A 12,751-nucleotide genomic window follows, 5' to 3' on the forward strand; every position below is an offset into this window, starting at 1 on the left:
CTTCAAATCATCTCATTTACACTCATTATTCGATAAAAGACCCTGAACCTTTTGGCCAGGGCCTTTTCATTATCTTAAGAAATCAATTAAAGATGGTTGAATAATGCGTGAACCAGCTGATAATGCTGCTCGATGGAGACTTTCCTGTGTAATTAGTTTTGTGATTGCTTCTGCAAAATCCACATCTTCATTATCAGACATCGTTTGTGTCGCCACAATTTCTTGCTCTGATAAACGATTTTCAATTAGTTCTAATCGATTCATTCGCGCACCTAGTTCAGCCCGTGAATTAATTATTTGGTTGATGCCTGCATCGATTTCTCCGATACTTTCATCGATGTTCTCTCCATTTTCCAGATTTGTAATAAAATTATCTACTGCTGTAAATAAATCTGGTTCTCCACCAAACACATCTCCACCATTTACATTTGCTTTAAGTTTTGTTCCAGCAGATACTTCGATAACGACATCATTATCTTGAAAAGCAGTCGTTATATTTCCATCTTCATCCACAGTAACTGGTGGTGTATTCGTATTGGTGCCATTAAAAATATATTTACCATTTACATTTGTATTGGCAATATCCGTAAGATGTCCTTTTAATTCATTGGCTTCTTGAAGAATACTTTGCAACTCATCTTCACTGTTCGTACCATTATTTGCTTTTACGGCTAATTCTCTAAGACGTTGCATTGCTGAAGTAGCCTGGTTTAGGGCAGAATCAGTATTGTCCATCCAATTATTTACTTCAGATGTATTACGTTGATATTGTTCTACACGCACTAACTCTGATCGATAACCAATACCTTTCATTGCAACTACGGGATCATCAGAAGGTTTGGTGATTTTTTTTCCTGTATAGAGCTGCTCCATATATTTGTTCATTTGAGCATTACTATTGGTTAAATTTCGCAACATATTATTCGATAACATTGACTGTGTAACACGCATTTAAATCACTACCTTCCTACTAATCCCATACGATTAATAATCGTATCTATCATTTCATCCATTGTCGTCATTCCTCTTGCCGCAGCATTGTAAGCATGCTGGAATTTAATCATATTCGACATTTCTTCATCAAGTGATACTGCACTTATTGAATGACGCTGATTTTGCACTTGATGTTGTAATGTCATTGTATTTTCTTGCATTGTATTCGCTTGTTCAGCTTTTACTCCAAGATCCCCAATAATTGATCCAAAATAGTCATTAATTGAAGCCCCATCTAGAAGGTCATTCGCATTCGTAAAAATGTCCGCTAGTGCACTCGCGCGATCTCCATTTCCAGCTTCACCTTCAGCACCAACATTAATATCTTCATAGTCTTCAAGTATGACCGATATTGCTCCTGCTGCACCTTTTTCATCTGTTAAATCTGTTAAATCAGCAAAGAAAAGTGCCCCTCCATCTTGGGAGTGAATCTCATTAAAAGAAGTAGCAATAGCATATGCTAATTCATCTAACCGATTCATCATTTCCGGATAATCTCCAACTCTCTCTTCACCATCCAAGTAACCATAGGACTCAACAAGTCCGCTCAAACTACCTTTTGATGATAGGATGCTTTCGCCGTTCACTTGAATATTCTCAATAACTGTTAAATCATTTTCTTCCCCTTCATTATATAGAGGAGCTTCAATATGATTGACTGTGCCCTCTACTCCATCAACTAACGTTGCAATCGGATCACCGCTATCATTGAGAACTTCTACTTTAGCTACGCCATCTGCTCTATTTTTTGCATGACTATTATCATAGGAAACTTTTATATTTACAATTCCAGATAGCTCATCTAATAGAACGTCCCTTTTATCATATAAATCATTCGCATCATAACCATGTGTTTCCAAATTCTTGATTTGTGCGTTAAGATTATCAATACTGTCTATTAGAGAATTGGCATCTTTTACCGTCGTATCAATTTGGTTACTTAAGTCCGAACGGATGGTACTCATGGATGAAGATAAATAATTAAATGTATCTGCTAATGCATGACCGCGTTCTAATACAACAGAACGCGCACCCGCATTATCTGGATTTACTGCTAAGTCTTGTAAAGATTGCCAGAACTGATTCATCGTTTTTGATAGCCCCGAATCACTTGGTTCATTCATTACATTTTCCATTCTGCTTAACGCATTTGCTCGTTCTGTCCAATATCCAGAACTGTTGTTTTCACTACGAAACTGGTTATCTAAAAATTGGTTGCGAATTCGTTGGACAGAACCAGCTTCCACTCCTGTTCCCATTTGTCCTGGAATATTTGGACGATTTCTAGAGGCATACGGAAATCCATTCATCGCTTCTAAGTTAACCCTTTGTCTTGAATAGCCTTCCGTATTTGCATTCGATATATTATGTCCGGTTGTATACAGTGCACTCTGTTGTACGGCTAATGCTTGTCTTGACATTTCTAATCCATAAAAAGTACCCATTTCTTTAGCTCCTTTTTCTCACTAAGCTTTTGAATCAAAGACAGATCTGCTAGTATCCTTCGTTTCTTTTCCAGACCCATAGTTCATCGTTTTAATAGTTGGACTCATTAAATCTAATGATAATTGAACAAATTTCATCGATTCATTTAATAACACTTGATTCAATTGTTCTTGTCTTTTAAATTCCTTAATTGTATCGGTTAAAGATGTTGCAATTGTTAAAAGCTCTTCTTGCTTATCTTCATCTATATAATCAATGATTTCTGAAATAGTCGGGGTTGGGTTTGATAATTTAACTTCTAAAGCCCACTCTTGAACAACCTGCATTCTTTCTTCTTCACAATGTTGCAATTTCCGAGCAAGTTTTCTTTCTTTTACTAGTAAAGACTGAAGATTATCAATATGACCATCTTTGATTTCGACTGTTTTTTCCTTCGATAGCTCTAAAATTTCTTGATGCATCACTAACAACTTATTTATTGCAGAAATTATTTTTTCCGACAATCTCTATCCCCCCTAACTTTATTTTTTCCAGAAGTTCATCAACTTTTGAGCAGTTTGATCATAATCAACTTTATATTCACCAGCATTGACTTTCTTTTTTAATTCTTCTAGGAAAGCTGCGCGCTTCGGATCACTTGCGCTTTCTTGTAATTGTTTTGCTTTAGAAGAAATCTCAATTTGGTCTTTTTTATAAGCATCACTTTTTTGTTCTGGTTTTGGTTGGATGGATTGTTTATATGGATTAAAATTGGTTGGATTTGGTCCATTTATTTTCATTTTCCGTCACCTCTTCCACTAAAAATAATATCGGTAATAAAGTACTTATTCTGTAATTGTATTATTTTCCATGTTTATCTATAGCATAATATGTATCTACTTTCTTTCCTTCAGACTGTTCATTAATTAATTTTCTTTCTTCAATTTGCTCAAAAGCAGATAATTCTTCTTTTAATTTGTCTAAACAATTATCACAGAATTTTCCACTCGTAATTGTTGTATTACAATTTTCACAAGGATACCCTAAGTTTGGAAAGTTTTTCACTTGTAATCTGCGTTCTTTTATAAACTTTGTTATTAGAACTTCTTTCACTTCTGTAGCATCTACAATTTCAGATAATGTTGCTTGTCTATTTTTTCTTACTCTTAGAAACGCATAGACTTTTTGAAATGCCTGTTCTTCCTTTTGAAAACAATCTGTACAAATATCACGAGTTGTCTTCACATAAACAGTGTCGCAACGTATACAATTTGCTAATTCCCCCACTGTTATCTCTCCTCTTTCAATGATAACAAAATAAGTCTACTCATAATTGATTAATTGGTAACGTTTTATAGTTAGGTTATTCTTGATTATATCATCGTCACAAATAGGCATTATGTTAATAGTTATATTAAAAATAAGCATATCGACCTAACCAGTCTCACTTTCATTGGAAAGAACGAATAAGTATATACCTTTATACCTATATCATTCACTAATTTATTCCAGGTATAAAAGAGTTAGTAAAAAATCCAACCGTTCATTATATTATTTTGTTGATGAAGCTTATTTGACGTATATACATTAATTACTAACAAGGGGGAGGTATAATGAAATACCTTTATCTTATTACCGTTCATCTTATCCATTTACTCTTGTTTCGCTATTGTAACCTGGTAGAATCCAAATTTTGTACCAATAAAGTTTACTATTTTTCCTTCTATCCCTTTTGATTGTTAATTACTTAGTTACAATCAGGAGTAAAAGATGGATTGTACTGCTAGTTTTAATCATATTTTACGCTGTCATTACTTTACTTACGCTCACAGTAGCAACGCCATATCTGTATAAATTTTTTATTTTTAAATGTTTGTACAAATCATTATCCTCTTATAAGTGTAAAAGCATAAACTTCCGGACAGCCATTTTTTAATAAAATCGAAGCTGCCTGTCGAATAGTAGTTCCTGTTGTATAAATATCATCAATAAGGACAACTCTTTTTCGAATTGGCTTCAAAAGATAATATGGATTAGAAGACCTCAATCTGTCTATTCTTGATTTCTTTGACTGTTTTTCACTTGCCTTTCTTCCAAGTGCTTCTTGAATGGGCATATCTAACATTTCAGCTAGCGCAAGAGCTTGATTAAAACCTCTCTCATTCATACGTTTAACACTAAGAGGAACAGGTACTAAAATTAATTCTTTGTTTTGAGATAAAAAAATACTCTCAAACGAATACTTCAACTCCTCGCGGAATATTTCACGTAATACATAGTCACCTCGAAACTTCCACAATGAAATAATATTTTTCATCCATTCATTATAATGAAATAAGGAATAATTAAATTGAATTACCTCGCCAAGTTGATCCCATTCAATACAATCATGACATATTGATAATTGACTTGGACGACTACAAACCGAACACCTACTTCCTGTTATCTTTTCCATGTTAGAAGCACAAACAGTACAAATAACATGTTCTCTTTTAAATGTTAACCAACTTTCCCAAGAAACTATCGTATCTAAAGATTGACCGCAACTTAGACATTGACTCATAATTTTTTTCCTTTTTTGTTCATATTAATAATCAATTGCTTACTTTTTTCCATTGCCTCTGTTCTCCCGTTATGAAAGTATACAACTTCTCCAGCAGGATCGTCAGCACTTCTCCCAGCCCGGCCCGCAATTTGCACAAGCGCAGCTTCATCAAAGACTTCATGTCCTGCATCTAGAACTGCAACATCTACGGATGGGAATGTTACTCCTCTTTCCAATATTGTGGTTGTAAGTAATACTTGTAATTTCTTTTCGCGAAATGTATTAACCTTTTCTTCCCTACGCTGATCTTCCGCATATACCTCTTGGAATTCTGATTGATGCTTGATAGTACGATGGTGAAGTAATTCTATACATAAGTCTTCTTTTAAATCTTTTGCTAGTTGAACTGTTGGAACAAAAATTAATAGTTGTCTTTCTGGTTTTTTTCGCATGGATAGCCATTTTAAAAAATTTGGAGGAATTTGTTTTTTAGACAAGTATTGTTGAAGTCGAAAAGTCATCTTCATTGTTGGTTCTGGTAATGGATAACCGTGATAACGTAAAGGAACAAAGACATGTGGAAGTTTTCGTTGTCGAATTCTTTTTTGTAAATCTTTACGAGGCGTTGCAGTTAGATAAACCGTAGTTGCATTGGGCTTTTTTGCATGAACTGCAGCATAAGCTAATGTATCATCATAATAAAAAGGAAAAGCATCTACTTCATCAATTACTAATACATCAAAGGCTTTTTTAAATCGCATTAATTGATGTGTAGTAGCCAATATAATTTGAGTCATTCCTTTCTTATTTACACTACTTCCATATAAAGCTTCTACAGGAACTTTCTCAAATGCTGACTGTATTCTCGGATACAATTCACGAATAACATCCACCCTTGGCGAAACAATCGCAATACGTTTTCCTTGTTGCAGACAGTAATTGATAGCGTGAAAAAGCATTTCAGTTTTACCAGATCCACAAACCGCCCAGATTAGAAATTCTTTTTCTTTTCTTTGGATGGCTTTTACTAAACCAGTGGAAGCAACCTGTTGAGCCTGCGTTAATTCGCCATCCCACGTTAAAGGATTCTTATGATATATGTGTTTCATTTGTATCCCATTCCATCGATATAAAGGTTTACATTCACTTATCCTTCCCATTTGAATACAATTTCGACAGTAGTAATGTTTTTGATTACAAAGGCTACAAGGATAAGTAGAAAAAAGGGTTCGTTTTTTATTGCCACATCGCATACATTGAATAGATAAACCTTTTTGGATAATCGCTTTTACGGGAATAAGTTGATGGGTCGATATGAGGGTTTGGTGACATTTCATGGGGAAAGGAATTTCTTCTTCCAATAACAATTTATTAGATAAATAATACGAGATTAATAATGGTGAGGATGTAATACGTTTACTACCTTTTTCTTTCATATATGCACCTCCAAATATTAGTATCGTGCTGTATATTAGCATACATACAGCACGAATTCAGTATTATTTTTTATACCATCCAACACCTACTGCACCTTCTCCAAGGTGAGTACCGATTACAGGACCAAAATAACTAATAGAAGTTTCTGCATTTGGATATTTTTCTTTAAATTGTCGTTCTAATTGTATTGCAGACGCTTCATCATTTCCATGGATAAACACAACTCGTAAATCATTGCTTTCAGCATCATCATCTAGCATTCCCATAATACGATGAATAGCTTTCTTTCTAGTTCGAATTTTTTCAAAAGGAACAATTAGCTTGTCCTGGAAATGAAGAACTGGCTTTACTTGCAACAGACTTCCAATTAACGCTTGTGCACCTGATAGCCTTCCTCCACGTTGTAAATTTGTTAAATCATCTACCATAAAGTAAGCACGTACAGATTGCTTCATTTCATATAAACGATCTATAATTTCATTCACTGATTTTCCTTCTTTTGCTAATTTAGCAGCCTCTATGGCATAAAATCCTTGAACCATACAACTTATTTCTGAATCAAAGGTAATTACTTTGATCCCTTCAACCATTTCCCCTGCACTTGTGACAGTTTGATAAGTGCCACTAATTCCACTAGATAAATGAATAGAAATAACTGCATCGAAATCCTCTGCTAATGATTCAAGCTTCTTGGTTACATAGCCAATGGAAGGTTGGGAAGTACTTGGAAGTTCTTTTGTTATTTTCATTTTTTTATAGAATTCTTCTGTCGTTATATCAATTTCTTCTTGATATGAAGCGTCATCAAAAATAACGCTTAGTGGTACCATATGTATATTATATTTTTCTCTATCTTCCCTCGAGATATAAGCCGTACTATCTGACATGACAGCTATCTTCATGACTATCCTTCTCCTTAATAGGTTTTAACTGTAGTTATTTTATTTTACATGAATTCCTACAAAAAATCGACCTTTCAACAACAGAAATAATGCCTTGGTGATGTACACCAAGGCATTTTTATTTCCCTTGTTAAATTACTTCTACCCATCCTTTACGGATAGCAGATACTACAGCTTGTGTTCGATCATTAACGTTCATTTTTTGTAGAATATTACTTACATGGTTTTTTACTGTTTTTTCACTAATATATAGTGTCTCTGCTACTGCTCGATTACTCTTTCCGTCAGCTAGCAATTGCAGTACTTGACATTCTCTTTTTGTAAGTAAGTGTAACGGCTTTCGATATTCAATTCCTTTATCCGCAATACTGGAAGAATTTTCTTTAGCCAAGCGTCGATATTCTTTTACTAAATTATGTGTAACACGCGGATGTAAGTATGATCCACCCTCGCTTACTACTTTAATTGCATCAATTAAAGCATCTGAATCCATCTCTTTCAATAAGTATCCTTGAGCTCCAGTTTTTAATGCGTGCGTAACATAACTTTCGTCATCATGAATCGATAAAATAATAACCTTTGAATTCGGAAAGTATCTTACTAAATCTGCAGTAGCCTGAACCCCATTAATCTCAGGCATATTAATATCCATAAGTACAACATCTGGCGCGTTTTCTTTTACAAGCTTAGATGCCATAGAACCATCATCACCCTCAGCTACTACTTCAAATGACGGTTCAAAATCTAGTATTCTTTTTACACCTTCTCGAAACAACTTATGATCATCAATTAATACAATTCTTACTTCTTTCTCTGTAATCATTTGGAAAAACTCCCTCCCGATGATAGTAATTCTTTTTATAGTTCCCTACACGAAATGACAGTAAATAATAATTCTATTTCTTCTATCTATTCTTCTATTATATACTTAACTTGGCGAATATGGAACTTTAATTATTATAGATGTTCCTTTTCCTATTGTAGATTTTATATTTAATTCTCCCTCAAGCATCTCTACTCTTTCTCTCATCCCAATAAGACCAAAGGATTTGTCATTTTTTTCATTTTGATCAAAACCTTTTCCTTCATCTTTCACTATCAATGTTAAATCTTCTCTACGAATCTCTAATTTAACTTGAATTAATGCAGCTTCACTATGTTTAATCGCATTTTGAATCGATTCTTGCATCAATCGAAACAGAGCAATTTCATACTTTTGGTTCAATCGTTTTTCTTCGCCAATAACATTAAAGTTTATTGTGATTGAATGATATTCTGAAATACTTTCTACATATTTTCTAATCGTAGGTATAAGTCCTAAATCGTCTAGTGCCATTGGACGAAGGTCGTAAATGATTCTTCTAACTTCATATAATGAAGATCGAACCATTGTACGAACACTACGAATCTCCTCAATTGCTTGCTCATGTGTTCCTTTTTTTATTGTTCTCTCTAGTATTTCTGATCGAAGTAACATATTCGCTAGCATTTGTGCAGGACCATCATGAATCTCTCTTGATAGCTTCCTTCGCTCTTCTTCTTGCGCTTCAATTATCTTCAAGCCAAATTCTTGCTTTTCTTTGGCGTTTTCGATCATTTCATTAACTTGACGAAAATCATCCTGTAAATAATTTAAAATAACAGCAATTTTACCTGCTAAATTTTCAGCTCGGTTGATAGTATGTGATAACCCAATTAACCTTCGTTCAAGTTCATCTCTTTTTTCCCTCAGCGATTTCTCTTCTTGTCTAAGAATAGCAAGTTTCGTTTGCATTAAATGTGTATTTTCATAAACTTCTCGAATTTCATCTTCGGAATATTTTTCAAAATATTTACTGACTTCAGCTAATCGCTTACGAGAAAATCGAACTCTTTCTTCCAGTTGGTCACCATTTTGAATATGGCGTAAAACTTTTTCTTTGGTTAATTTAAGCTCTCGAACTAAATGTTCATGCTCTTTTCTGGCTTCTTCACTTATATTAAAAATTTCATCTTTACTGTTTTCAACTACATCAACCATTTCATTAACCACATAATCCAAAGCTTTATCACTTATTTTTATTGCCATAATACATCCACCAACCTATGTTATAATTATTCGTAACGTCTCTCTGTTTGTAAGGGTCAGATTAAGAATATTTCAAAAGATATTATTTATCCCATCCTTATACTCATAAAGTGATCTATCTACTATAATGTAAGTTTGAGGTGAGAAAATCAAGATGTTAAATACTTATTATACCGTAAAACAACAAGGAATGGATGAAATAACTATTCAAAAATCTCGATTTATTGGATATGTCAAACGTGTGGAAACAGAAGAGGAAGCGCAAGAATTTATTCAAGAAATTAAAAAAAAACATTATAATGCAACACATAACTGTTCGGCATATATGATTGGAGAAAATGATCACATTCAAAAAGCAAATGATGATGGTGAGCCTAGTGGAACAGCTGGAGTCCCGATATTAGAGGTACTAAAGAAAAAGGGCTTAAAAGACACCGCAGTAGTAATAACTCGTTATTTTGGAGGGATAAAATTAGGAGCTGGTGGTCTAATTCGTGCTTATGGAAGTACTACTTCTCAAGCAATCAAAACTACCGGAATTGTAAAACGTCAACTAATGCAAGGTATCTCTGTAAAGGTTGAATATACTTTACTCGGTAAATTAGAGAATGAATTAAGACAGTCTACCGAATTTATATTGGATGATATTCGTTATCTGGAAAATGTGGAGTTTATTGTATTTGTTAAACAAGGAGAAGAATCTCAACTTCTTTCTTGGATTACTGATATAACAAATGACCAAGCAATAATTGAATTACGAGATACAAAATATATGGAGATTGATGTGGAAGATACTGCTTCCTGACTATGAGAAAAGCCTACGAACGTAAATCAAAATACGTTTGTAGGCTTTTTTACTATCTTGCAGTGTGTATATACTTTTTTAAGTTTGGATTCATTGATAACTCTTCAACAAGCTGCTTAATTAACTCTTCAGAAGAGCATATCTTTTGATTTTCGGTATCATGAATCATTCGTTGAAGAATATTCTGATACTGTTCTTGCTCTTTCATTTAACTCTACCGCCTTTTACTAGAATATAATTTTATATTCCGTTAATCATGTAGTCGGATTTTGTCTTATGATGAAATTTATTGTAGCTAATCGTAATTTTATACAATTTTTTCAAACATGTCTATACTTTTTTTGTAATCTGAAAAATCATAGCAATTACAATTAATGCTAGACTTCCTCCCAATATATCTAAGATTACATCTCCGACATATGGAGTTCGATTTGGAGTAATTCCCTGATGAAGTTCATCAGCAACAGCATATAGAGCAGTAAGAGTAATAGACCAAATATATATTTTACTTCTCTTCCATTGCGTGTTCTTTATAAAAGATATGAAAAATAAACATGTTAATACAAAAAATACGCCGACATGAGCACTCTTTCTTATAAAGAATTCAATAAAACCCTCTATTCCCAATGTTTTTACACTTACAATAGATGAATGATACGTAAATTCAATCCAAGATAAATATGGAGATAAAAATCGTAAGTCTAACCCACTTAATAAAGGTTTTACATCTTGGTTCTCATATGGCGTAGCAGATGAAATAAAAATTACTAACATCCACATAATTGGTAATAGCCAATATAATAATTTTAAGCGCATTACAAATACTTCCTTTTTGTGTGTTCAAAAAAGAGGATGGAAAGGACCGAGAAGATCGAGGCGGCATAGCTTTGAGTACCTGAAAATACGTGAAGAACTAAAAAAGAAAGCCAACGAACTTCCACAGGATGTGGTGATTGCTGCGTTGCCCACAGGACATGGGCGATTTTAGCAGAAGGTCCCTCTGAGATGTGTCATTTTCCGGACATTTTGAACAACCCTTTAGATAAACTTCTACAGAAATATTACTCGTATCTAGTATATACAATTTCAATATAATTGCCACATCATATGTACATCGTATCTAAAAATCATTAGCCTGTTAAGATTGTAAAACTTAACATACTAATGATTTTTTTTTTGACGCCATTTATTAAATTCAAGGTATTCTTTAAATTGCTCTTTTGATACCCCAGATTTCATCGCTTCTTGAACTATTTGCATCCATTCTTCATCAAGGTCAACTTCCTCATTATTATCTTCTAAGATTATTTCATTTACACTAACGCCTAACACATTACTGATTTTTTCAATAAATTGAATAGAAGGATTAGATTGAAGGTTACGCTCAATCGAACTTAGATATGATTTAGCGACTCCTGCTCTTTCTGCTAATTCGGAAATGGACATTCTTCTTTCTTGGCGAAGTTGTTTTATTTTCTTGCCGATCAAGCTCATCACCTACTTTCACTGCAAATTATAACATAACTGCAGCGAATAGTTCTATATTGCGTACGTTGTTGATACAAATTATAACTTTTGTCCCGTAATCATTATGAACTGTCTTATTTCTTCAATTGTAAGTCCCAATTCTTTCGCTTGTTTAATTAAACGTACCCACTCTTGATCAACCTTAACAGAATGTAATGTTTTATCCACAATTCAGTCCCCTACCTTACATCCAGATAGTCCAGCCATCTTAGTAAAAACACCTTAGATCTGTGACTTTGCGTCCCTACTTTTCAATAGGTTTGCCTTTTTCTGAGTATTTCGTTTGATTATAAGACTATCATACTATAATATCTTGCTTGTTTGTTTGACTTGTTTTGTCATATAAACACTAGTTTTGCAAGGGAAAATCATATTTATGATAAATGAATTTATTTAGGAATAGACTTGTATTTTTGCCAAATTACTACGAACAATCCAACAGATACAATCAAAAGTCCTAATAGTAATATTGAGAATATGGAAGTAGCCGTGTTTGGGAGCAATTGATTATTGGAATCTCCATTATCGTTATCAACTAAGCCCGAAACTTCAGCCACATCGTTGTCTTTATTTCCTTGAATGGTGTCTCCTTCTGCATAGAAGATAAATGAAAAAGAGCTAGATACACCTTGAAACTCATTACCTAAATGTTCAGGAAAAGTTACTGTGATGTGTAAATCTTCATGATTTTCTGCATCTAAATATCTTGAAGGTATTGAAGAAAACTCAGAAATCTTTCCATCATATAATTTGTTCTGATCAACATCTTCAATTAATAACAAAAGCTCATTAAACAACTTATCATTACCATTATTTTCGACAGACATTTGATATTCAAATTCGCTACTCCCTGAGTTATTAATCGTTAGCGTTCTTGGTGCCCAATCACCAGGTTTCATATTTTCAATATTAAATAGGAAGTCATCAGGTGTTATGGATAATTCAATTTCGTGCGCATTTGAATTATCAGTATCAGCATGAGAATGATAGGGAAATATTAACGATACGGTAATACCAAGACAGACAATAAGCAGTAAAATTTTCTTCAT

Annotated in this window: 16 protein-coding genes and 1 riboswitch; of the genes, 1 reads left to right on the top strand and 15 read right to left on the bottom strand. The window is 33.6% G+C overall.

Features of this window, described 5'->3' with window-relative positions; genetic code table 11:
• Positions 1-69: 69 nt before the first annotated feature.
• The 10 genes from flgL to C794_RS13650 form a co-directional block, all read right to left on the bottom strand.
• Positions 70-951, bottom strand: a complete 882-nt coding sequence (gene flgL / locus C794_RS13605; protein ID WP_017797696.1) for a flagellar hook-associated protein FlgL — start codon at positions 949-951, stop codon at positions 70-72.
• 8 nt (positions 952-959) lie between these two features.
• Positions 960-2,438, bottom strand: a complete 1,479-nt coding sequence (gene flgK / locus C794_RS13610; protein WP_017797697.1) for a flagellar hook-associated protein FlgK — start codon at positions 2,436-2,438, stop codon at positions 960-962.
• 21 nt (positions 2,439-2,459) lie between these two features.
• Positions 2,460-2,942, bottom strand: a complete 483-nt coding sequence (locus C794_RS13615; protein WP_017797698.1) for a flagellar protein FlgN — start codon at positions 2,940-2,942, stop codon at positions 2,460-2,462.
• Positions 2,943-2,960: 18 nt separating this feature from the next.
• A complete protein-coding gene (gene flgM, locus C794_RS13620) occupies positions 2,961-3,218 on the bottom strand; it encodes a flagellar biosynthesis anti-sigma factor FlgM (protein WP_017797699.1) in 258 nt (85 codons plus the stop codon).
• 61 nt (positions 3,219-3,279) lie between these two features.
• Positions 3,280-3,705, bottom strand: a complete 426-nt coding sequence (locus C794_RS13625; protein ID WP_017797700.1) for a TIGR03826 family flagellar region protein — start codon at positions 3,703-3,705, stop codon at positions 3,280-3,282.
• A 598-nt stretch (positions 3,706-4,303) separates the two neighbouring features.
• Complete coding sequence (locus C794_RS13630) at positions 4,304-4,981, bottom strand: ComF family protein (protein ID WP_017797701.1); 678 nt, start codon at positions 4,979-4,981, stop codon at positions 4,304-4,306.
• On the bottom strand, positions 4,978-6,399 hold the full coding sequence (locus C794_RS13635) for an ATP-dependent helicase ComFA (protein ID WP_017797702.1): 1,422 nt from the start codon (positions 6,397-6,399) through the stop codon (positions 4,978-4,980). The genes C794_RS13630 and C794_RS13635 overlap by 4 nt, the downstream gene beginning before the upstream one ends.
• A gap of 63 nt (positions 6,400-6,462) precedes the next feature.
• Positions 6,463-7,302, bottom strand: coding sequence for a DegV family protein (locus C794_RS13640; protein ID WP_017797703.1), 840 nt, complete (start codon positions 7,300-7,302; stop codon positions 6,463-6,465).
• A 130-nt stretch (positions 7,303-7,432) separates the two neighbouring features.
• Positions 7,433-8,125 carry a response regulator gene (locus C794_RS13645; protein WP_017797704.1) on the bottom strand — a complete coding sequence of 231 codons (693 nt, stop codon included), beginning with the start codon at positions 8,123-8,125 and terminating at the stop codon, positions 7,433-7,435.
• A 105-nt stretch (positions 8,126-8,230) separates the two neighbouring features.
• Positions 8,231-9,370: a sensor histidine kinase gene (locus tag C794_RS13650; RefSeq protein ID WP_017797705.1), complete on the bottom strand. Its 1,140-nt coding sequence runs from the start codon at positions 9,368-9,370 to the stop codon at positions 8,231-8,233.
• A 154-nt stretch (positions 9,371-9,524) separates the two neighbouring features.
• On the opposite strand from C794_RS13650, the gene C794_RS13655 reads away from it, so the two are divergent.
• Positions 9,525-10,175 (top strand): YigZ family protein, encoded by a 651-nt coding sequence (locus C794_RS13655; protein WP_017797706.1) that lies wholly within the window; start codon positions 9,525-9,527, stop codon positions 10,173-10,175.
• A 52-nt stretch (positions 10,176-10,227) separates the two neighbouring features.
• Here C794_RS13655 and C794_RS20870 read toward each other — a convergent pair whose 3' ends face one another.
• The 5 genes from C794_RS20870 to C794_RS13680 all read right to left on the bottom strand — a co-directional run bounded on the left by C794_RS20870 (position 10,228) and on the right by C794_RS13680 (position 12,751).
• Positions 10,228-10,383, bottom strand: coding sequence for a hypothetical protein (locus tag C794_RS20870; protein ID WP_017797707.1), 156 nt, complete (start codon positions 10,381-10,383; stop codon positions 10,228-10,230).
• Positions 10,384-10,505: 122 nt separating this feature from the next.
• Complete coding sequence (locus tag C794_RS13665) at positions 10,506-10,991, bottom strand: VanZ family protein (protein ID WP_017797708.1); 486 nt, start codon at positions 10,989-10,991, stop codon at positions 10,506-10,508.
• A 345-nt stretch (positions 10,992-11,336) separates the two neighbouring features.
• Positions 11,337-11,663, bottom strand: a complete 327-nt coding sequence (locus C794_RS13670; RefSeq protein WP_017797709.1) for a helix-turn-helix domain-containing protein — start codon at positions 11,661-11,663, stop codon at positions 11,337-11,339.
• Positions 11,664-11,741: 78 nt separating this feature from the next.
• On the bottom strand, positions 11,742-11,870 hold the full coding sequence (locus C794_RS20490) for an anti-repressor SinI family protein (protein WP_017797710.1): 129 nt from the start codon (positions 11,868-11,870) through the stop codon (positions 11,742-11,744).
• Between the two features lie 22 nt (positions 11,871-11,892).
• Positions 11,893-11,977: riboswitch (cyclic di-GMP riboswitch) on the bottom strand.
• A gap of 114 nt (positions 11,978-12,091) precedes the next feature.
• Positions 12,092-12,751, bottom strand: coding sequence for a TasA family protein (locus C794_RS13680; RefSeq protein ID WP_017797711.1), 660 nt, complete (start codon positions 12,749-12,751; stop codon positions 12,092-12,094).

It is taken from the genome of Oceanobacillus kimchii X50 (genome assembly GCF_000340475.1).
GTDB lineage: Bacteria > Bacillota > Bacilli > Bacillales > Amphibacillaceae > Oceanobacillus > Oceanobacillus kimchii.

Excerpts from the sequence above, each read along its gene's own strand:
- flgL (WP_017797696.1), bottom strand. The coding sequence starts at position 951 with ATGCGTGTTACACAGTCAATGTTATCGAATAATATGTTGCGAAATTTA.
- flgK (WP_017797697.1), bottom strand. The coding sequence starts at position 2,438 with ATGGGTACTTTTTATGGATTAGAAATGTCAAGACAAGCATTAGCCGTA.
- flgM (WP_017797699.1), bottom strand. The coding sequence starts at position 3,218 with ATGAAAATAAATGGACCAAATCCAACCAATTTTAATCCATATAAACAA.
- C794_RS13630 (WP_017797701.1), bottom strand. The coding sequence starts at position 4,981 with ATGAGTCAATGTCTAAGTTGCGGTCAATCTTTAGATACGATAGTTTCT.
- C794_RS13635 (WP_017797702.1), bottom strand. The coding sequence starts at position 6,399 with ATGAAAGAAAAAGGTAGTAAACGTATTACATCCTCACCATTATTAATC.
- C794_RS13640 (WP_017797703.1), bottom strand. The coding sequence starts at position 7,302 with ATGAAGATAGCTGTCATGTCAGATAGTACGGCTTATATCTCGAGGGAA.
- C794_RS13645 (WP_017797704.1), bottom strand. The coding sequence starts at position 8,125 with ATGATTACAGAGAAAGAAGTAAGAATTGTATTAATTGATGATCATAAG.
- C794_RS13650 (WP_017797705.1), bottom strand. The coding sequence starts at position 9,370 with ATGGCAATAAAAATAAGTGATAAAGCTTTGGATTATGTGGTTAATGAA.
- C794_RS13655 (WP_017797706.1), top strand. The coding sequence starts at position 9,525 with ATGTTAAATACTTATTATACCGTAAAACAACAAGGAATGGATGAAATA.
- C794_RS20870 (WP_017797707.1), bottom strand. The coding sequence starts at position 10,383 with ATGAAAGAGCAAGAACAGTATCAGAATATTCTTCAACGAATGATTCAT.
- C794_RS13665 (WP_017797708.1), bottom strand. The coding sequence starts at position 10,991 with ATGCGCTTAAAATTATTATATTGGCTATTACCAATTATGTGGATGTTA.
- C794_RS13680 (WP_017797711.1), bottom strand. The coding sequence starts at position 12,751 with ATGAAGAAAATTTTACTGCTTATTGTCTGTCTTGGTATTACCGTATCG.